General features: G+C 68.0%; 19 protein-coding genes and 1 pseudogene. 7 read left to right on the top strand and 13 right to left on the bottom strand.

The genetic code is table 11. The annotated features are described in order from the left end of the window. Both R2B67_RS35925 and R2B67_RS35920 read right to left on the bottom strand, forming a co-directional pair. A pseudogene (locus R2B67_RS35925) lies at positions 1-317 on the bottom strand (hypothetical protein); the annotation flags it as partial. A 590-nt stretch (positions 318-907) separates the two neighbouring features. Next, positions 908-1,243, bottom strand: coding sequence for a hypothetical protein (locus R2B67_RS35920; protein ID WP_317815750.1), 336 nt, complete (start codon positions 1,241-1,243; stop codon positions 908-910). A gap of 277 nt (positions 1,244-1,520) precedes the next feature. Between R2B67_RS35920 and R2B67_RS35915 the strand changes: the two genes are divergently transcribed. Continuing rightward, positions 1,521-2,627, top strand: coding sequence for a hypothetical protein (locus tag R2B67_RS35915; protein ID WP_317815751.1), 1,107 nt, complete (start codon positions 1,521-1,523; stop codon positions 2,625-2,627). 91 nt (positions 2,628-2,718) lie between these two features. On the opposite strand, the gene R2B67_RS35910 is transcribed toward R2B67_RS35915, so the two are convergent. Both R2B67_RS35910 and R2B67_RS35905 read right to left on the bottom strand, forming a co-directional pair. Beyond that, positions 2,719-3,057 (bottom strand): hypothetical protein, encoded by a 339-nt coding sequence (locus R2B67_RS35910; RefSeq protein WP_317815752.1) that lies wholly within the window; start codon positions 3,055-3,057, stop codon positions 2,719-2,721. Between the two features lie 139 nt (positions 3,058-3,196). After that, on the bottom strand, positions 3,197-3,472 hold the full coding sequence (locus R2B67_RS35905; RefSeq protein WP_317815753.1) for a hypothetical protein: 276 nt from the start codon (positions 3,470-3,472) through the stop codon (positions 3,197-3,199). A 412-nt stretch (positions 3,473-3,884) separates the two neighbouring features. Between R2B67_RS35905 and R2B67_RS35900 the strand changes: the two genes are divergently transcribed. After that, positions 3,885-4,073 carry a hypothetical protein gene (locus R2B67_RS35900; RefSeq protein ID WP_317815754.1) on the top strand — a complete coding sequence of 63 codons (189 nt, stop codon included), beginning with the start codon at positions 3,885-3,887 and terminating at the stop codon, positions 4,071-4,073. A gap of 595 nt (positions 4,074-4,668) precedes the next feature. On the opposite strand, the gene R2B67_RS35895 is transcribed toward R2B67_RS35900, so the two are convergent. Continuing rightward, on the bottom strand, positions 4,669-4,824 hold the full coding sequence (locus R2B67_RS35895) for a hypothetical protein (protein WP_317815755.1): 156 nt from the start codon (positions 4,822-4,824) through the stop codon (positions 4,669-4,671). A gap of 413 nt (positions 4,825-5,237) precedes the next feature. On the opposite strand from R2B67_RS35895, the gene R2B67_RS35890 reads away from it, so the two are divergent. Continuing rightward, the gene (locus R2B67_RS35890) at positions 5,238-5,393 is read left to right on the top strand and encodes a hypothetical protein (RefSeq protein ID WP_317815756.1); all 156 of its coding nucleotides are present in this window, start codon (positions 5,238-5,240) and stop codon (positions 5,391-5,393) included. An 877-nt stretch (positions 5,394-6,270) separates the two neighbouring features. On the opposite strand, the gene R2B67_RS35885 is transcribed toward R2B67_RS35890, so the two are convergent. Continuing rightward, positions 6,271-6,567, bottom strand: a complete 297-nt coding sequence (locus R2B67_RS35885) for a hypothetical protein (protein WP_317815757.1) — start codon at positions 6,565-6,567, stop codon at positions 6,271-6,273. A 1,052-nt stretch (positions 6,568-7,619) separates the two neighbouring features. Beyond that, positions 7,620-7,745, bottom strand: a complete 126-nt coding sequence (locus R2B67_RS35880) for a hypothetical protein (protein ID WP_317815758.1) — start codon at positions 7,743-7,745, stop codon at positions 7,620-7,622. 179 nt (positions 7,746-7,924) lie between these two features. On the opposite strand from R2B67_RS35880, the gene R2B67_RS35875 reads away from it, so the two are divergent. Continuing rightward, a complete protein-coding gene (locus R2B67_RS35875) occupies positions 7,925-9,328 on the top strand; it encodes a hypothetical protein (RefSeq protein WP_317815759.1) in 1,404 nt (467 codons plus the stop codon). Between the two features lie 164 nt (positions 9,329-9,492). Here R2B67_RS35875 and R2B67_RS35870 read toward each other — a convergent pair whose 3' ends face one another. After that, positions 9,493-9,681 carry a hypothetical protein gene (locus tag R2B67_RS35870; RefSeq protein WP_099126444.1) on the bottom strand — a complete coding sequence of 63 codons (189 nt, stop codon included), beginning with the start codon at positions 9,679-9,681 and terminating at the stop codon, positions 9,493-9,495. Between the two features lie 658 nt (positions 9,682-10,339). On the opposite strand from R2B67_RS35870, the gene R2B67_RS35865 reads away from it, so the two are divergent. Next, entirely contained in the window at positions 10,340-11,638 is a 1,299-nt protein-coding gene (locus R2B67_RS35865; RefSeq protein ID WP_317824746.1) for a helix-turn-helix domain-containing protein, read from the top strand. Positions 11,639-11,868: 230 nt separating this feature from the next. Here R2B67_RS35865 and R2B67_RS35860 read toward each other — a convergent pair whose 3' ends face one another. Both R2B67_RS35860 and R2B67_RS35855 read right to left on the bottom strand, forming a co-directional pair. After that, entirely contained in the window at positions 11,869-12,855 is a 987-nt protein-coding gene (locus R2B67_RS35860; RefSeq protein WP_317824745.1) for a hypothetical protein, read from the bottom strand. 66 nt (positions 12,856-12,921) lie between these two features. After that, positions 12,922-14,601 carry a TrbL/VirB6 family protein gene (locus R2B67_RS35855; protein ID WP_317824744.1) on the bottom strand — a complete coding sequence of 560 codons (1,680 nt, stop codon included), beginning with the start codon at positions 14,599-14,601 and terminating at the stop codon, positions 12,922-12,924. Between the two features lie 250 nt (positions 14,602-14,851). Between R2B67_RS35855 and R2B67_RS35850 the strand changes: the two genes are divergently transcribed. Next, positions 14,852-15,058, top strand: coding sequence for a hypothetical protein (locus R2B67_RS35850; protein WP_317824743.1), 207 nt, complete (start codon positions 14,852-14,854; stop codon positions 15,056-15,058). 556 nt (positions 15,059-15,614) lie between these two features. Here the strand turns inward: R2B67_RS35850 and R2B67_RS35845 are convergent. Next, complete coding sequence (locus tag R2B67_RS35845) at positions 15,615-15,812, bottom strand: hypothetical protein (RefSeq protein ID WP_317824742.1); 198 nt, start codon at positions 15,810-15,812, stop codon at positions 15,615-15,617. Between the two features lie 278 nt (positions 15,813-16,090). Here R2B67_RS35845 and R2B67_RS35840 point away from each other — a divergent pair, with 278 nt between their 5' ends. Continuing rightward, positions 16,091-17,119 (top strand): hypothetical protein, encoded by a 1,029-nt coding sequence (locus R2B67_RS35840; protein ID WP_317824741.1) that lies wholly within the window; start codon positions 16,091-16,093, stop codon positions 17,117-17,119. A 225-nt stretch (positions 17,120-17,344) separates the two neighbouring features. On the opposite strand, the gene R2B67_RS35835 is transcribed toward R2B67_RS35840, so the two are convergent. After that, complete coding sequence (locus R2B67_RS35835; protein WP_317824740.1) at positions 17,345-17,605, bottom strand: hypothetical protein; 261 nt, start codon at positions 17,603-17,605, stop codon at positions 17,345-17,347. Between the two features lie 1,013 nt (positions 17,606-18,618). Beyond that, a complete protein-coding gene (locus R2B67_RS35830) occupies positions 18,619-18,861 on the bottom strand; it encodes a hypothetical protein (RefSeq protein WP_317824739.1) in 243 nt (80 codons plus the stop codon). Positions 18,862-19,924 lie beyond the last annotated feature (1,063 nt).

The raw sequence follows: 19,924 nt of genomic DNA, 5'->3' as shown, positions 1-19,924 counted from the left end.
GCCTGCTTCATCCGGTCCAGGTCGTTGCGGAACTGGCCCAGCGCCTCCGCCGTGACGTACCGCTCCAGATCGGTGCCCTTCGCGTCCGCCTTGCGGTAGGCCTTCATCTGCTCAGTCCACATCGCCGTGTACGAAGCGAGGACCGCCGTCTTCTCCACTGCCTGCGGGTCCACCGACGCGGACGCGGTCGTGGTGGGCGAAGGGGCTTTCAGGGTGGGGAAGACCGGCTTCGGATCGTCGTCGCCTCCCCTGCAGCCGGTCAGGACCAGCACGAGCGTCACGGCCGCGCACAGCCCCGCCCCGTGTCGCATCGTCATCAGTGGGCCCCCGTACGGTCGCCGGTCACAGTGATGATCACCGTAACCCGGCGCACAGGGCCGGTTACAGCAGAATCCCGGCCGTGCCACCGGCGCCGCCCCAGGAGGAGAGAGCCTCTTCCTCCGGCTACGCGGGGAAAGAGGTGTCGGCGCGCTTGCCCGGTTTGCCCACCAGGCCTGACCAGCAAGAACACCCGGAAACACGCAATGGGGGTTCACACCTCCGGTGCAACCCCCGGTGCAACTCTGGAGGCACCTGCGTGAACAACCGTGCAGCCCCCGCCCGGTGCAACCCGCCCGGGAGAACGGGAAGACGCCTCTTCCCATCGGGGTGGGAAGAGGTGTCAGCACTGCGGGTCCGCTGCCCGAGGGCACCCGGGCCTGCGACAACGGCCCGCCGCCGAATCCGGGTACGCAAACCCGTTGGGCAACGCGAACCGCAACCAGATGCGCGACCTGATGCGGAACCAGGTAGGCAACCCGATGCGCAAGCGATGCGCGTCGTGCCGAGGCGAGGTGGGGCCACTTCTGTTCGTTCCCCCGGGGCCGGCCAACCCGTTCACCGGCCCCGGTGTTCGTGAGTTCGGGAGTCACCCGTCATCGCCGGGTGACGGGCGGGGCCACCGTTCGGTGAACGCCCGGAGCTGCCCGCGCTGGTGTTCCTCCTGCGTGATGCAGTCGGTGAGGACGGCCTGGTCGATGTACGGAGCGACGGCGGCCAGGACCAGGCGCTGAAGATCGGCCGGGTCCAGTGCCTCCACCTCCCACTGCACCGGCCGGGTGGGATCGAGGCGGTAGCGGGCAGCGAACTTCGCCCAGCGCGGGTCACCGGCCTTCCCCACCGCTGCGGGCAGCGCGTGCTCGCGCACCTGGCCGTGGGTGAGCAGGATCCGCTCCACATGGGCCCAGCAGTCAGTGCGGGCCACCCAGTCCCGTTCGATGTCGGCGCCCGAGGCGTCGAAGTCGCCGACGTTTCTCCGGGGCGCCGCGAGTGTGCGGGTGGAGTTTCCGCAGCTCAGGAGCGGTCGCGAGCACTGTAGCGGATGCAACAGGTGTGGTGCACGGGTCCGCCTCAAGATTCGCTTCAAGTGCCTCTTGGTCAATTCAGAGGCACGTCTCGGCTGGGAGGTGTAGGCATAGACCTCAGCGAGGTCGGCGATGAGTCCGGCTGCGGGGCAGGGCGAACGACACGGGGGCGGGCACATGACGTTGCGACGGGGCCGGAAGGGCAATCTGGGGCTCGAAGTCATGCCGCTGATCGAACTGGCGCTGCCGTCTCCTGATGGGCAACGGCTGCTCAGCGACCGGCATGCCGAGAGTGTCACAGCGATCAGTGATGCCCTCGGCGAGTCTCTGGGCAACATCTCCAGGCTGCAGGGCTGGCTGACCCAGTACGCGTTCGAAGCAGTGGTGGTTGCCCTCGGTTCTGTCCGACTGATCAAGACCGAAGACTCTGGTCTTTTCTACTTCGATGACTCAGACGGGGAGCTTCAACCGCCAGACTTCCGCGTTGTCCTGGGGGATGGCACCCAACTCCTGATCGAAGTAAAGAATGTGCCTCCAGCTGGTCTTGAGGCAAAGGTCCGCGCCAAAGACATGGCCGCAGCTCAGACTTATGCTCAGGCCACGGGCGGTCGGCTGCTCTATGCACATTTTTGGAGCCGGATGGGCATGTGGACGCTGGTCGACCCATCCGTCTTCAACCGCGTCGGAAGTCAACAGCGACTACCCTTCGTCGACGCCATCAAGGCCAATGAAATGCAATCGCTTCTTGGCGACGGAATGCTCGCGTCTGAGCCACCCCTCACGTTCTCGGTGGCAATGGACCCGGAAAAGGAAAAGCTGGCGGGGAATGACTGGCGGGCGCTCACCATTGGCGGGGTGGAGTTGCGTAGTGCCGGGCGGGTAATCACCAACTCCGATGAACAGAAACTGGCATGGTTCCTGGTCTGGCATGGTGACTGGGAAGAGACCATGGAGAGCTACTTTGATGATCAAGGTCGGGTTGAGAGGGTTGACTTCATCTACCGGCCAGAGACCGACGATGATGGCGCACGCCTGATCGCGGAGCAGGGATTCGCCTTCTTCGGTCCGCTAAGCAAGCTGTATACCCTCCGGTTCCTGGATGCCGTCACTACCGATGAAGGTGAAATCCGCGCCTTGCGTGACGAGCCCGAGCCGGCCCTCCTCGCCCAGTTGGTCCCTGAAGACTACTGGGCGAGGGAAGATCACGTTTTGCGAATCTGGCGTTTTCGCCAGTTCCCAGCGCAGGAAGACTCTAAAATTCCGCAGGCTGAAAACGGAATGTGAGACCTCACGAGCGTGCTGAATCCTGGCGATTGAACTGGGCCATCAGCTCACGGTTGGCCGCGCGGGCCGCGGCCAGGTCGTCGTCCCGTTCCTAGAGCTTCAACTCCAAGTCGATCAGCTGCTGTTCGAGGGTCGTGATCCGGGCCTTGAACTGTTCGGTGTCCTCGGGTCCGCCGACACCGGACTCGCTCCAGACCTGGTCGCCGAGGACTTCGCTCAGTCGTGCTTCGATGCGGCGGACCTGGGCGGCGAGGCGGGCAGTGCGGGCGTCGGCGGCCGCGAGGTCGGCCTTGAGCGAGGCCCGGCTGACGGCCGGGCCTCGGCCGCCGGGGGCGGTGACGGGTTCGGCGGCCTGGGCGTGGATCTGAGCGAGGAGGTCGCGGTGGCGATAGAGGAAGGTGCGGTCGACGCCCGACCGCCCCGTGGGCAAGCCCGCCCGGCCCCTGGGCAAGCCCCTCTCGAAGGAGGGCTTGCCCACCGGGCCCCGGGCTGCAAGGCCCGGCGTACGTCACGGAGGTGACGTACGCCGACGACCACCAGGAGCACGCCGGGCCCTGCGGCCCGGTGGGTCACTGGCTCGCCCGGGAGGCGCCCCGGAAGAGACCGGCGGCACCGACCAGGGGGGTGATGATCGTCGCGAGGTCCGCCAACGGACCCCGGAGGCCGGGGCGGTCGACCAGGACGTACAGGAGGCAGACCACCGCGAGGCAGCCGACTGCTGCCATCAGGAGGTGCACGGACCGCCGCGACGCGGCAACCGGCACCGGGGCCGGAGCGGGCGGGGGCGGGACCACGGGTGCCGGAGCGGTCGTCGAGGCCGGTGCGTTCGTCATCGTCGTCGTCATGAGATCTCTCCTTCGTTGGTGCGCTCCGGGTGAGCGCGGGGTCAACAGTCCGCACTTGCCGCCGGGCATTCAATATTTCGCGAGAATCCGATCCGGGCCTCTGCGATGGGCTGGTGACGGGGCGTGGAGCGGATTCGCGAGGACTGGACAAACCGGTGGTCGGGACTACTGGACGCACCATGCGGTGTGGCCGGCCAAGCGGCGCAAGTCCCGTTCGGCAGGAAGCGTGGAGCGCTAGCCCCTGGTCTTCTACGCCTTAGTTATGGAGGGGTAGGGCGAAGAAGTGACGGCCGACTTGTGTATCGGTTCGGTCGGCATGTGGCAGCACACTGCACTGCGGCGGGGTAAGCCCCGCAACCCCTGCACTTGCTCTCAAGGGAGTCGGTAGCCCTGCCAGGGAGAGAATCGTCGGGTGACCACCCGCCGCCCGTTGGGCACCGGACCCGCACCCGCCGTCGACAACCAGGGGGCGCCGCCCGGTAAGGCCGTACCGCGCGCCGTTCTCGCGGCGGAGCGCCTGGATGGTGCCACCGCCGCCCAGCCCGTGTCCCGGCCCGCCGGGCGACGCCCGCTCAGCACCGGCCCCACCTCCGCCGAGTGACGGGAGGGGCCACACCCGACCGGACCGGCAGCCGTGCTCACGGGGGCCACGGACAGGCCCCTCCCGACAGCAAGCCGCCAACGGCGAGAACTGCGTCCCCCTAGACTTCGCCGTCGTCGAGACCGACGTCTCCAGGACGGGCTCGATTCGTGCTGTACACGATGAGCACCACCGACTTCGACTCTCCCGAGCGCGGCTTGGTCGTCGAGATGTTCCTCGCCCAAGCAGGCCACCGTGTCCGATGCCAGCATCGTGTTAGTCGAGGACACCGCACTCTGGTAGACGGCAAGACCGAGCGCTTCTGCAAGGTCGGCGGGCTGGTCCTCACACAGCCTTCGAAGCTGTACGGCAGCAGCGTCGCATCCACCAGCATCCCGAAGTTGGTCCGGGAGCGCACAGAGTTCCAGCCGGCGCCCCCCGCCCCTGCCCTGGGCGGAAACGGGAATCCGGCGGCTGTTCCTACACGTCCCGCGCGTTCAGCACCCCCAGGCTGACGGCTCCACGGATGCCACGCCGGAGATGAACGTCATCAACGACGACGGGGAGAAGCTTCTCCAACCTCCTTCCAGCTAGCCCCTCATACCCGCGGAGCAGTTCAGAAGCGGTTTCTTCTTCCGAAAGGGCAGGGGGAGACCTGCTGGTGTGCCGCACCCGTCGCAAGGTCGAGGTTCACCGATACCGAAAAGGTGAACGCCATCAAGGCCGCCAGGAACATCAAGGCGAAGGGGTTCATCAAGAAGGCGAAGGGCAAGCCACGTATCCATCGCTTCTCAAGGGTGACGTGCCTGCCCCGTTCCATGCCGAGAGCCCGTCCATCGGACAGGCGTGACGGTTTCATCAGCAGTGGCCCAAGGGCTGACCTGCGGCAACTTCGTCAACTAGGAGGCCCGGCGGGGCTGATGCTCGCCGTGAGGCACGCAGTACGCGTGCATGCGTGTCGGGGCCGCCCCTTAGGCTCATATGACGAGGTCCGCTCATGACTGAGGGAGACCCCCGTACGGCTTGCTTTGGACGGCCGCCGTACGCAGATCTCCCTCGCGTCTGCCGAGGGGCCGCTGTCCCGTCCCGATGCGGAGAAGGAAGAGAGGCACCATGGCATCCACTGACGTACCTGAACCAGGTACTCCTCCCGACGGTACCCGAGACCACCGTCAGGCCAACCCGATGGGCTGGGCCACGCTCGTCGTGGGCGTGCTCGGCATGGCCGGGGTCACCGTCCTCGCGATAGCCGGCGGCGGCCCCGAAGCCGCGACCGTGCTCGGCACGACCACCACCGCAGTCTGCGCCGTCGGCGGCACCCTCGCAGCACACCGCCGATAGCACCCGAAGCCGGCATTGTGACCGTGAGGGCGCTCTGACCTGCGGAGGTAAGTCGAGCTCACGCTCGCCTCGACGCCAGGCACCTGGAGGTGCGGCTCCCGTACGATGGACTTTGCTGCCTACTTTATTGGCAATAAAGTAGGCAACGAGCATGCTAGAAACTGCGTAGTAGGCACGAGAGAAACGAAGAGCCCGCACCGGTTCCAGCCGGTACAGGCCCATCGCTCGCGTCAGCAGTGAGTGGGCCCGGCCGTGTTCCATTCGGCCGGGCCCATTGCTGAGCTGGCCCGTCCGGCCGGTGTTCCCTCTCGTCCCACCTTCATCGGACGAGCTGCGTCACGCATTCGATGATCACCACGATCGCAGGCGCCCAGGCGAGCAGTGCTTTCTGTCGGTACGACAGACGCGACTCGCAGGAACATGCGTCCTTCGGTTCCATCGGCTTCTCCCAACTGACCCCAAAAGCCCTGGGGTCAGGGCCTTCACCGGATGGTGAAGCGCAAGAGGAGTCGGTCAGGTGAAGCAGGCATCAGCATAAGTGAGTTGCCCGGCACCCATGTGTCGTAGCCCGCAAGAACGACACCCCCGCGGTGAGACTTGGCAGGCTGCCAGCCGAACGGCGAGCTGGAGTGGACACACGGCATGAAAGCTCCCCCCGTCCATCGGACTTCCATGACGACTGGACGCCCCCTCACTCTGACAGAACATCAGTACCTGCGCCACACCCATGTGGCCTGTGACCTGCGGTTTCGTATTGCTATGCAATACGGTTCACGGTACTTCCGGAGCTGATCAGCCGACAGCGACCGGCGCCCCCGCCGGGGCCCGCCGCCGCCCGGGCACCCCACGGAGCTGGGCGTGCCCGGGGTACGGCTAGTCACGGGGAGGGCCGGTCCCTGTACGCCTGGAGGGCACACAGCACGAGCGACAGGATCAGAGCGCCCCATCCGGCGGTCCCGCCGAGGAACGAGCCCGTGGCGTCCATCGAGTCCCGCACGTTCGGGCGGTCCAGCAGGAAGAAGACCATGGCTATGGTGATGGGGACGAACACGAACATGGCCCCCGCCAGGAGGAACACAGCCCTCGGAGCGGGGGCGGGCGGTACCGGGGCCGGCGCGGGGTCCGGTGCGGGAGTGGTCGGGTCGGGCGTCGGGGTGGAGTCGATCGTCGTCATGACGGATACGTCCTTCAAGGGTCGGGAGTGATCGAGCGCGGATCGTGGAGCACCTGCACCCCTTGCGTCGCGGGGTGGGGCAGGGACAGCAGCGCGAGAGCGGTTCAGGGCGCGGTGGTGGTGCCGGGCAGCACGATGAGGGAAGTGGGGGTTAGCGGGTCAAGTCCCGTCCGGCGGGCCTCATTCGATCGGGCAGAGCAGAGGCATTCAATGCTTTGACCTGCTCTTTTGCCGGGTTGCGGGTATTGAATCGGCACTCCGGCCCTGCTACCGGAGCACCTCCGTGTCTCCGTTATGGGGCGGAGCCGCAGAAATGTCGGATGGAAATCCTGTGATGCGCATCACGCGACGCTGATGGTGGGGCAAACTCCACCCGGCCGCCACAGGGCGGAGCCTGACGGTGCGCCATGTGGCATTCGGGCCGCCCGACGGGCCGGGCAGGCTCGACGAGGGCCAGGGCGACGACGAGCACCAGGAGCAGGGACACGGGCGAGGACATCGGGCTCCCTTCGATCGGATACGGGTAGGGCTTCGCCCCTTGGGTCCCGGACAGCACCAGCGACATGCCTTCACGCATGGGGTCTAGGAAGTCGAATGCCCTTCTGCTCACGGCTGGTTCTCCCGGGGCGGGCATGGGTCTGTCAGGGGGTTGTGGCAGCACCATGCGACGCGGCGGGGCAAGTCGCGCAAGTCCCCCGGGCGAGCTGCTGACACCACCGTGACGGGGCGGGGCGGTGGTGGGCGACCGCGCCACAACACCGACTTCACCGCCCCCGTGATGGTGCGGGCGGGCACCAGCGCGGTGAGGGAGAGCACCAGGTGCTCTCCCTTCCAGTTGCGTCGGTGGCCCGCTCGCTGGCGCTCGTACGGCCCGGCGGGCGCCGCATAGCGCGGGAGTTGGCACCGGGGCGGACGGCTGCGGGACAGCGCGTCCGCGCCAGGCACAGCGGGAGGCTGCCGCCCGCGTGCGGTGCGAGCCGGTCCACCAGGAGCAACGGGAGGCCAGCGGCGTGCCCGGGTCTCTGCCCGGGCACGCCGTTGGCCGTGGGGTCTCACCGCTCCTGGTCGTCCTTGTTCTTCCGGTCGCTGTTGCGGGCGTGGTGGACGTCGAGGGCGAGCTGGGCGAGTGCGGCCAGGGCGCCGATAGCGGCGAGGGCGGTGTTGAGGTGGTCGAGCATGAAGGGTCCTCCCCGAGTGGTGCCGCGGAACGGGGGTGTTCGGCGGCTGAAGGGAGGTGACTGTGGGGGTGGATCGGGCCGTCCGGGAGTCAGGGGCCGGACAACGCAGGTAAGTTCCGGACCAGGGGCTCTTTGTCCAGGACAGGCCGGACACCAGCAGCCCAGGGGCGGGGGCTCACATGACACCGAAGGTAGGCGGGGGCAGGCCGTGGGGGCCGATCCGCGCCGAGAACCCTGCGGCACGCAAGCTCGCCGAGGCGCTGCGCCGGCACGTGGACGACTCGGGGAAGACCCTCGCGGTGCTGAGCGGCGAGATCAGCATGAGCAAGGCCCAGACCGGGGTCTACCTCGCCGGGAAGGTACCGACGCAGGCGTTCATCGCCGCGCTGATCCGAGCGACGGTCCGCCCCGACCTGCGTCAGCGCCGCCATGAAGAAGCTCTCGCCCTGCGCGAACAAGCGATGCGCCCCGCGCCCCGCACCACTCCGGGCGCGCCCGTCGTGGCTGGGCCGGGTGCGGGGTATGCGGTGGAACTCGCCGCGGCGCAGGCACTGCAGATCGAGACGTACGACCGGCTCACCCGGGCCCTGGAGCAGCGGGCGGAGGTCGAGCGGGCGAAGAACAACTCCGACAAACTCGTCATGGTCCTGCTGAACATGATCCACCAGCTCGACCGGCGAGTCGCCAGCCTGGTCGAGGAACGCGACCAGCTGCGTTCCCGGCCGCGAAGTGAGGCGTTGGAGGATGCCGAGCGGAAGCTGGCCCGGGCGGAGGAGCAGGAACAGCGGGCCCGGGCGGAGCTGCGGCGGGCGGAGGAGAAACAGCGCCAGGCCGAAACCCTCGAAGCTGTCCTTCAGAATCAGCTGCGCCGGCTCACCGACGAACTCGACCGCCTCCGCGCCGGCGACACCACCTCACCCCTCAACACCCTGCCCCCGCTGCCCGCGCTGGCCGACGAGGCCGAGGCGGGGCCGGTGTCAGCGGATCCGGTCGGTGACGACATCGACACCGTCCTCGACCGCGCCAGCCAGGTCAACGACGAAGACAACACCACCCTCAACCGCCTGAGCAGCGAACTCCCCGAACCCGCGACCTGGTGGGTTGTCCAGGACAACCCACCAGACAACCCCGAGGTCCTGGCGGGCCCCTCTGTGAGCGCGGCCTTGCCTCTTCCCGGCGTGCCGGATGAGGGACAGGAGGCGGTGCGCGCGCTGCTGCGGCGCAGTCCGGCGCCCGATCTGTTCGTTCGTTTCCTGGCCGAGGCAACCCGGTGGGAGAACGTCCAGGTGCACGGCATCAAGCGCCAGAACGCCAAGCCGGGCGCTCCCCTGGACTACAGCCGCTACCTCCGGCTGCGCCGCCAGGGCTCACAGTTCGGCGGCTTCGCCTACGTCTACGCCGAACACAGCAGCATCAACCTCCGCCTCCACCACACCCGCGAACAACTTGACGCGATAGGCGCCACGCAAGCTCGCACCCTTGATACCGGGCACCGGGCATACCGCGTCAGCATCGACCTGACCGACGAAGCCAGCCTCACCCAAGCACTCCACCTCGCCACCCTCGCCTACGACGCCACGTGAGTGCCAGCCGCGGCCACCCTCTCGGGCAGGTCCAGGTGGCCGCGGCACGGACCTGATCCACGCACCGGGCAAGGCTCTCCGGCAGCCTCGGTCGCGGTCGGCCGGTGCCTCCCGGACGCCTCTCGTCCGTCTTCTCGGTGAGGCGCGGGGCGGTGGCCGGGGCGTCATGAGGTGACGATCGGGACGACGAGGGCGGCGACGAACGCCGCGCCGACCATGGCGAGCGTCAGCGGGGCGATCAGCTTCGGGTGGTGGTGCCCGAGGTAGAGAAGTGCGCCGACGAACATGACGGTGACCAGGACCAGGAGCACGGCGACGAGCAGGGCGAGCGAGGACATGACGGTGTTCTCCATCGTGGGGTGAAAGGGGCGCTCCGGGTGAGCGCGGGGACAACAGTCCGCACCAGCCGCCGGCCATTCAATATTTCGCGAGAATCCGATCCAGGTCTCGTCGGCGAGCTGATGACGGGTCGTCGGAGCGGATTCGCGAGGGCTGGACAACCGGGTGGTCGAGACTGCCGGGAGCACAGTGCGATGCGGCGGTGTTAGCGGCGCAACCCCTACTCCTGGCTTCCTGTGGGGAGGGGTGGATGGCCGATGTGACGGCCGGGAGGGGACTCCTGCGCTGTTATCGGGGGCCGTCGGTCACACGAACCGCCCAGGCGAGGCGTGACCACCGGGCAGCGGGCTGAGCGGGGAACAGTGCCGTGGGTCCTGGGTCGGCGCAGAGCGCTACCGCGCCCCGGGGTGAGCCGGTCCGTCTCCCGCCTTCAGAGTCAGGGTCTGCCCGGTGCGGTCCGGGGCGAGCGGCGTGGTGCTTCGCCGGCATCGTGGTTCTCCGTTCGTCGTTCCCTGCGAGGTGCAGGGTTCGCTTCCAACATCACCGTGCTGTGCCGTTGCCGGAAGGGGGCAACGACGTTTCCGGGTGATAGGCAACGGGACTCCTGGTTCAAGGCCGTGCGGTGAGCTGGCAGCAGGCGGCATCATGCAAGCCTGGAGCGAGGGGGCGCACGTGAGTAGGAAGCCGGTCACCGAAGAGGCCACCCTGTACGCCGGGGCTCTCAAAGCGGCGTCTCAGTCCGTCTGCGACAGCCGTGATGTCACGCAGGGCCAGCTTGCTAGGAAGGCGAATCTCGACGAAAGCACAGTGAGCCGCTACCTCAACGGGGGAGCGGTCGCTCCCGAGAGATTCGTGGACGCCCTGGCGGTGTTCGTCTCCGATCACGGGCGTCCGCTGTCCTCGGAAGCTCACGCGGAGTTGCACCGTCTGCGAAAGAACGCGCAGGAAGCCCAGACGCCTAGGGCCAAGGTGCGCCGGGCGGAAGAAGAGATCGAGCGGCTGAAGAAGGAGCGCGCCGCTTTTGAAGAAACGGCCCTGGCCAGTCAGAACGCCGCGGTGCAGGAGGCTATGGAGGGGATACGGGTCGCTACCGCTCGGCGGCGGGCCGAGCTGGACGAGGACCTGGAAAAGCTCAACGAGGAGATCAGGAAGGAACTCGCCCAGGAGAAGCGGCTCAGGCAACAACTCGAGGCCGAACGGGATCAGCTGCAACGGGAGTTGCGGGACAAGAACATGCTGCTGGCGGACGCGGGTGAGCTCGTACGCAGCATGAACGCAGACATGGAACGCAAGGAGGAAGAAGCGGAACGCCGCGAGGATGAGCTCCAGCAGCTACGCCGAGAGGTCAAGGCCCTGCGCGGCCAGCTGGCCCGGCTCCGCGAGGAAAAAACCGTTCCCGATAGGTCGATAGAGCCCAACAGTGTCGTGGCCTCGCAGAGTGCCGGACACACCGCGACAGCCTCCCCCGGAACGGGAACAACCCGTGCTTCACGCGGCGCCCCGCAGAAGAAGCCGGGAACCCGGCCCGCGCAGGTGCCTGCCCCACGGCCGCAGACCCCGGTCACTCCGGCGCCGCAGGACAAGCGCCGTAGTCGCCTGATCTGGCCGCTCGAGCCGCTCTTCGCGACCATCAACATGCTCGCCAGCACCGGTGCCCCCCTCCTCATCCTCCTGAACTGCGCGGCCTTCGCCGCCGCCTGCGGGTCGAAGGACGGGCCGTCGCTGACAGGGCTCGTCCTCCTCGCCATCGCCGGCCTTCTCTTCACTCTGATCGGCTACGCGATCCTGATGGTCATCTCCGTCATGACAGACGGACTCACCGGCGACCACCGGCCCCTGACCCTCAAGGTCCACCGGTGGGCCTTGTTCGCCTCGCTCCCGGCACTCGCCCTGGGCATCCACCTCCTGGCCACCACCCGCGTCACCAACACCGGACTGTGGTGGCTCCACCACTTCGGCATCACCACCTGAACCCCCGCACCGGCGGCCGCGCGGCAACATCCAGCTCCCGGGAGGGAAACGTGATCTTCGCGCGGCCCCTCCTCGACTCCGCGGACCCCGAGAACACGGCCGATGGAGCCACCACGTCCCGCTGCGACGTGAAGGGCGTGCCCGGGTGCGGACGACTGTGCCACAACGTGCCCGGCACTCGGTGCGAGCGGGAGCTCCATCCCCTCGGAGGTTCGCGGCCCCTGGGCCGGTCAGCAGACGGGTACGGAGAAGTCGGTGTCCGTGGGCGGGGTCTGGCCGGGTTCGTCGCCGTTCATGAAGTTCATCGAGGGCGCGTAGTACTGACTGGTCCAGGGGCTGGAGGAGATCCGGTACCACCAGCCCCGCACGGACGCGACTCCCGAGCCGTGCGTACGGCATTCGACGTCGACCCAGGTGTGTGCGGGGATCCGCTCGCCGGGCCCCTTGGCTCCGTGCGGGTCGCGGAAGGTGCCGCTGCCGTGCTGGCCGGTCTGTTCCCGGACCGGCCGCGGGTCGGGGGCCTTGGTCGGCTCGGGAGCGGGTGGCGTGCTGGGCTCCGGCTCCGGTGCGGGTGTTGTCGGGGGCGGCGGCGGGGGGCTCGCGGGCGCAGGGGTGGTGGGTGCGTGTGTCGGGGCGGGGCCGACGGTGTCCTCGGAGGTGGGGTCGGGCGGTGCTGGGGGCAGTGGGCGCAGTTCGAGCAGGATCTGGGTGGTGCACTCGCGGGTGGTGATCTGCTCGGAGGTGGGGATGAAGGCGGAGTAGAGGTAGCCCTCGGGGCGTGTGTCGGGGGTGTCGGTGGGCTGGTAGACGTAGAACCAGCGCTTGCGGTCAGCGGGGTAGCCCTCGGGGGCGTTCATGCTGTCGGTCCAGCACCACATCTGCACCAGGGTGCCGTCGGGCACATAGGTGATCGAGGACTCGGGGCAGTCCGGGCTGCCGTAGGGGGCCGGGCCGGGGCAGGGGCGGATCCGGACGGCACCACCGGCGGTCTCGGCCTTCACCCGGCTCAGCCCTGAGTCGCGGGTGATCTCCGGGTGGGGGTTGTTCCCGGTCTTGCCGGTCATCTCCACGCTCTTGGCCTCGGTGCCGGGCTCGGCGCGGCCGGCGGTGTAGCCGATGCCCAGGGCCGTGACGGTGATCGCGGTCACCGCGGCGGCGCTCAGCACGAGGGTGCAGGACCTCTTGCGGTTGGGGGTGGTGGCCGGGTCGGGTGCCATGGTGCGGTCCCTTTCGCTGGTGCGCGGTGCAGCGGGGTACGGATCAGGCCGTGGTGGGCGGGTGGTTCAGCAGGTGGGCAGGGAGTCGCGTTTGGTGTCGACGTACACCGCGGGTACCCACTGCTGGGTATCCATCAGGTACCAGATGCCGGCGCGGCCGCTCGGGCCGGCGTACTTGCTCTTCGTGTCGATCTCGCGGCCGCCGGTGGCCTGGCACTTCACCCTGATTTCGGCGGTCCGGTAGTACTCGGCCGAATGTCTCCCCTGGTAGTCCGTCTTGTAGGAGGGATAGACCTTGACGATCGCGCTGGGGTCCTTGGGATCGGTGGTGCTGGTCTCCTCGTCGTTGGACCACTCGATGGTGGCGTCGACGTAGGTCTGGGGCCGTGGGCTGCTCGTACCACCGCTGTTGGAACCGGTGGTGTTCGGGACGTCGTCCCGGGTGGGCTTGGTCTCCGGCGTGGTGTTGCCCTCCGGGGTGCCGGTATCCGTGCCGCCGTCCCCGTTCGTCCCGCCGTCCGCTCCCCCGGTCGCTCCGCCCGACAGGACACTCGAGATTCCGTCCCCGCCGGAGCCTGTCGCCGCGGGAGGCTGAGGGCCGGCCTCGGAGGGCTTCGTGGATGCCTTGACGCTCGCCGACGATGTCGGAGCCGCCGGGGAGGAGACGCTCGTGGACGGCGGTGCACCGCCCGCAATGTCGTTGCGGTCGCCGCCGCGGTTGTTGAGGAAGACCAGGGTGGCGATGACGCCGAGCACCACGGCCGCGGTCGTCCCGGCCAGCAGCACAAAGCGGGGTCGCCGGTAGATGGGCGGCTCGACCTCGTCGGGGACGAGGTCGACCGGAGTGAGCTCACCGGTGTTCACATCCCCGGGCACACCCTGCACCGACGACGTCTTCCCCACGCCCGAGGCGCCGCCCGACGCCGTCGAGGTGGCCGTGACCGCGGCCGCCGGCAAGCCTGACGAGGCCACCTCCTCGGACGAGAACACCTCGCTGGACGAGGCCACCTCCTCGTCCGTCGAAGTGCCCGTCAACGCCGAGGGCTGCGTGACAACCTCCTCCGGCAGGTCCGGCTCGGCGGTGAGGCCCGACGCGGACGACGCCGCCCCCTCCAACGGTCCGCCGGCCTCCGGCGCCGAGGCACCGGTGACGCCGGCCACGGGTAAGCCCGCCTCGGACACGGCCGACTCCCCGGACGCCGGCAGCTCCTCGGACAAGGTGCCGTCCCTCAACGCCGAGGTGCTCGTGGTGGTATCCGGAAGCGCGCCCGTCGCGGAGCTCATGCCGGTCTCGACGGCGCCACCAGTACCGGCGTCCGTCGCAGCGCCGATGCCCGTACGGGTGGGCGCAGGCCGCGGGTAATGAGGACCCGCGTTACCGCCGCACGCCCAGTAGGCATCCGCCCAGCGCCGCACGAATACCCGGGTCTGCTCCTCCCACTGCGCTGATGGGAAGAAGCGCTCGACCCATACACGGGCAAGGACCTCAACGTCCCGCCACCGGGGCGGCTTGACCTCTCCCGGGCCCTCTGCGGGCATCGCGGTGTGGTCACCCCAGGTGCGCCAGGCGCGGGTGCCGGGATCGATCTTCCGGGCCTTGCTCTCCAGGATCCGGAGGCTGAGGCCGTCATTCTGGGCCACCCCGTAGAACAAGCTGAAGGCATGTCTGAAGTCCCGCCAGGAAGCGGCGTCGGGGTCCTCGATGATCTGGGTGAGGAGTTCGTCCCAGGTCTGCTGCGGGCTCATGTGCCGGATACCCCTCTCAGGTAGGACCATCCAGCTTCCCTGATGCCCGATCAGAGCACATCAGTGGGTTATGAAGTGATTTATGGATCTTGTGCGGTGGTGTGCGGAGATGTGCGCTGAGCTGGGAGGACACGGTCTCGCACACAGTTGCCCAACTCCGCCCGCTTGTGTCCTGGTCACCGCACGGACCGCTCGCTGGGCTTGAAGAAGGAGCCGCGCCGCGGCACCACGGGACCCTGGCGAGGACCACATGCCCATCACACCCACCACCACGACGGTCAAGGTCATGGCGCTCATCATCGGCGTCCTGGCGGGCGTCATCGGCGCCCTGGTCGCCGTGCTCCTCAGCAGGCACCTGGGCGCGACCGGCATGGAGAGCACCGGCTACAGCACGCTCTCCTTCGTCGGCACCGCGATGTTCGTCTACTTCCTGGAGGAGAAGCTCGGACTGATCTGACCGGCACAGCACACCGACATCACGTGGGGCCCTCCCGAGAACCTCGGGAGGGCCCCACGTCCGTCACGAACCCCGAACACCACCGGGGCTTTCGGCACCACCGTCCTCACCACCCCGGGCCGCCTCCCGGCACGCCGGCGGCAAGAAGGACGACAAGGACAACAAGCCGGAGTCCGTCCCCCGCTCCCTCCGCCGGCCCGCCCCCGGAGAGAGCGGTACCACGATCAGCTGCCCGGGCACGGTTCCTCTGGCCGGGCAACACCTCCTAGACTCCGCGGTCGTCGAGGTCGCGGTCGTCGAGAGGATCTCCAGCATGGGGCGCACTCCCGAGCGGCGCCGCAGGGGCGGATGCCGGCGGCCGCCGCGGGGGAACATCGCCGTCCTCGGCGGCGTTGTCGTGACCGCCTTCCTTACCGGCAGCGAGACCAGCGACGACAAGGACAAGAAGACGGAGCCCTCCCCCCAGCATTTCGACCGGGCCCGCACCCGGGTGGTACGGGCCCTCGTCGTACGGGCAGGGGGGCTCCTTGACGAAACCCCCTGCGGGGTCCTGGGGTCAGGTCCGGTTGATGGTGACCTGGATGCCCAGCACGCCGAGAAGGGCGAGGCCGACCAGCGGGAAGCCGGCGAAGAAGAAGGTGAGCCCGCTTCCGACGCAGAGGACCTTGAAGATGAACTCGCACCAGTTCAGGGCGCTTCCGGAGCGCCCCGGCTCGCGACCTGCCCGATTTGCTGCTGTACGGTCGATCGACACGTAGGAGTACCTCATTCCTGTTGTGGCACAGGCACCAGGGCAGTTCTGCTTCCCGGCTCGCTGCCCTGGTCCTGCGGTTCCCCGCCCTGTTCTCGGGCGAGGACTCCATGGTGCAGGCGACTTGACATCCGATCAGGTATGCTGACGAACGGATTGATCCGCATGAGGACATCACCACTTGACCCTGATGATCGATGACAGGTGATAGAGAGATGGATGACGCAACATACGGATTAATCCGTAGGGGATAAGAAGTCGAAGGAACTTGGGGGCGTGTGATGGGTGACGGCAAGGTCGAGGTCCGCATGGACCAGCTGAAGGACCTGCTGAGGGGGGAACTCCCGGACGCGATCGAGAAGGCTCGCGAGATCCACGAGCGCGGCAGGCCGGACGTGGTGAGGATCAGGCGTTCCTTCATCCGGCTGGAGAAGTCCGCCGGGTTGGTCGAAGACGAGCGGAAGCCGTTGCCGAAGTCGAAGCGCCCGCTCTCAGCGAAGATGATCTCGCCGAGAGGGCTGACACTGAAGCTGTACCTGCTGATGCTCTTCGCCGCGCAGTGCGAGGTCTCGGCCGGCAAGGAGTGGCCCGACCCCTACCCGATCGAGCCGATAGCGGAGCGGCCCGACTCCTGGCGGGGTCTGGTGGCAACCATCGCGAGGTACGCAGGTCCCGGGGTCCAGGCCGCTTCGGTCAGAACGAACAAGGTCAGGCAGATCGCCGAGGCCATGAAGACGCTGGAGAAGATGGGTCTGCTCGCGTCGGCAACGGGGGTCAAGGGCCAGGTTCGCCGGGGCGTTCTCCTGCTGTGCGAGAACGGCAGGAGCAATGAGGCCGGGGCGGCGAACATCCCGTACACCGTCCCCGCCGACACCGAGGCGTTCGTGGAGATCCCCGTCGGGTTCTTCACGAACGGCTGGGTCCACGTACTGACGACCAGCGAGATCGCGGCCCTGCTCATGTGGTTCGACGTAACGAAGTTCGACCCTTCGCACCGCAAGCTCGAGGACGGGTCGACCATCACAGAAGCCTACGTACTCAGCGACGTCCGGCACGGCTTCTACGGACTCGGCCGCGACGCGTATGAGACGCACCAGTCACTCGAGGCCTTCGAGCTCCTGGACGTGATCCGCCACGCCAAGCGGCACGACGACGGAAAGTGGCAGGACTTCGCCGACGACAGCAGCGACATGGTCGCTCACAGGATCATCCTGCAAACCGAAGCATTCGGAAGAGACAGCGGCCAGGTCGTCCTGCCGGTACTCCACCGCCGTCACACTCTCGGAGAGTGGGGCCGACCACTTCAGTAGAGGAACCTGCCCGGCACGCCAGGACCGCCGCCTCCACCGAGCCCCACGGTGAACGCCGGATCGTCCCGCCACAGGAAACACCGTCCACAGGACGGCACGCTAGGTCCTTCTACACGGCCTGGCACGATGCAGGGCCCGGCCGTACGGCCGGGCCCTGCATCGTTTCTGATGGGAGGGCTCACGCCCTCGGAGAGAAGAATTGCTCGTTTGCCGCTCACAGCCGGACTATGACAAAGATGCCGGCTGAGCAGGCGCCACCGTCGGAAGACCCGGCTGAGCAGGCGCCACCGTCGGAGAGAGTGCCGGCGGGGCAACTGTCGGCAGCATGGCGGAGGGGTGCTTCTCCATGACGAAGAAGGCGACGAAGAAGAACAGGGTCCCCGCTGCCAGGCCGGCGAGCAGCGCCGGTCCGAACTTGTCGTGGCGAATGGACATGTAGGTAACGGCCGCGCAGATGGCGACACCGAAGATGAGTACCAGCATCATCGGGCACCGCCGAAAGACGGCTCGGCAGAGGTGGTCGCGTGGAGCACCGGGCTCCGATACGACTTCGTCTGGTTAAGGTTTGAGTGAGTCATTTTTTCTCTTTTCGATAGATGTGACCCCGCTTCGGAGCGCGCGGGGGTAGGGCAGTGGCGCTATGGGAGGCCGATGCCCCAAGTCAGTGGGGCGGGCAGAAGGCGTCCTCCTGGCCCCGGGTGGGAGGGAGGTTCACCGTTGAGCGGTTTGTTCGTGAACTTGAGCGCGGTGGGCGCAGCGGGTGGTTCTGCACGTACGGATGTCGAAGGCCAAGCCTCGCGACCACCGCTTTGCCGGACCGCATGATCGCTACCAGCAGGGACGGACTGAGGTGACGCGACCCCAGCAGGGTTGAAAACTGCCCAAAAGCCTCCATATACGCGAAAACCCCCCGGCGGCCACCGGAGGGCACTTTGGTTTTCATTCAATTAGGCAAACAAAATGGGTCCAGACACACCTGTGGCGATGCAGGACCCAACTTTTCAGGGTAGGCGAAACCACCCCCCTTGCTAAGTCCAGTTTAGTCACTGGCTGATAGGGCGTCAAGCGCCGGTCATACTTGGGAAGTTGCGGTGATCTGTTTCTCTTCCAGTGTACCGCTTGCACCACCCGAGGGCCCCTAGCCGAAACCCGCAGGCGCGACCGGATACGACAACGTGGACGTGCGGAGACTGCGGCCGCAGGTGGCCGTCTCGGCCACCTCCACCTGACGCGAGCCGAACCAGCCTGGCGTCCGCGCCCGCATCTACGCCGGCATGCGCACCCCACCCCCAGGGCACCCGCTGGCCTTCCCTAGCAAGAGCATTGGCATCGGCACCGAAGAAGACGGCCGCGCGCGGTGAGGAACCGATGTCTCGCTCTGGACTGCCGAAGATGGCCCTGGCATGCCGTTATAGGTGCAGCGTTGAGTGCGGAGTCCGTCAGGAGCCCTCCGCGCGTCGACGGATAGGCCGGCCACCCCGTAGTCGCCGGGTCCCGGTCTAGGTGACGCGGATGCGCAGCACGTACCGCCGTCCGGTCCGGATCGCCTCCGCCTGCTCATAGAGGTCCGCGGCCGTGAACCCGAGCAGCGCCTCGTCCGCCGCCCGGCGCAGCAACGGCACGATCTCGGTGGCTGGGCGGCTCTGGTGGGATTCGGCGAGCTCGGCGAAGGCGGCCTGGTAGGAGCGGGCCGGGGTGCCGGTGCTGTCGGCCAGGAGCCGCTTGAGGTTGTGGCTGCTCACGTCGATCGCCCATGGTCCGCTCCGTTCCAGCCCAGGTCCCGGTTTCTCCAGCACCTGCCTTCGACGGTACGAGCGGCCACTGACAATCCCGGCCCGCTCGCGATGTGGGGCACGGGCGGGACCGGTCGGCTGCGAAGAGCTCCGTCGGCGCTCCCGTCCGGCGGGGCGGGGTCAGGTGGCGGTTGTGTAGCGGAGGATGCCGGTTACCTGCCGGGCCCCGGCCCGGTGGCGGGGGCCAGGGTGGTCGGGGCCGATGGTCCCGCTCCTTCCCCGGGGGTGCCCGGGATCCCTCCGGGCGCGAGAGCGGCGAGTACCAGGAGGAGCAGCAGCAGGCCGCCGATCCCGGTGCCGGCCGCGGCTGTGCTGGGGGTGAGGGTGCGGTGGTGGCTGCGGACCCGGGTTCCGTCCGCGCGCTGGTAGCTCCGTACGCGAGTAGCTGGCCCGGCCGGCGGCGGGACGGCGCGGACCGGGGCGCGGCGGGCGGCCGCCGTACGGGGGGTGCAGTGTTCGTGGTGGTGGTCCGGGGGCGGGTGCGGCGGTTGTGGGCCTTGACGTAGGTGCCGTCGGCACGGCGGTGTGCGCGGACGCGGGTCATGGTGAGAGTTCCTCGCGACAGAGGGCGGGGCCGGGGGCTCCCGGCGACCGTCCACGCTAAGCAGCACCACTGACAACGAACCCTCAACTCCGGTTCACACAAATCGAGTTGGCGTTCGATGGCGGCTGGATTCGTCCACTCGATTCCGGTCTTCCCTCCCCATTCCCTGACCTCCCGTCAGGGTCCGGTGCGACGATGAACGGTCGTTGTGGATCACGTCGAGCGGGGGCGCGGGTGCCGTGGGTCAGGCCGTACAAGCGGGCGGACGGAACGCAGGTCAGAGGCTATTCCCGGTGGGCACCGGGAGCGCGCCAGAACATGGCGGTGATCGTGCTGGTCGGGTTCGTCATCGTGGCCGGCGGGAACGGGAGCCCGTCGACGGGTCCTGACGGGAAGCCGTACCCTCGCCCTACGCCGGGGGTGTATCCGGTCAAGTTCCCCGGGTGGGAGAAACCGCGGCCGATGCCG

This window comes from Streptomyces cyaneofuscatus (assembly GCF_033109485.1).
Taxonomy (GTDB): Bacteria; Actinomycetota; Actinomycetes; order Streptomycetales; family Streptomycetaceae; genus Streptomyces; species Streptomyces cyaneofuscatus.
The sequence above is the reverse complement of the archived record's forward strand: the minus strand, read 5'-3'. Positions and strand labels throughout refer to the sequence as shown.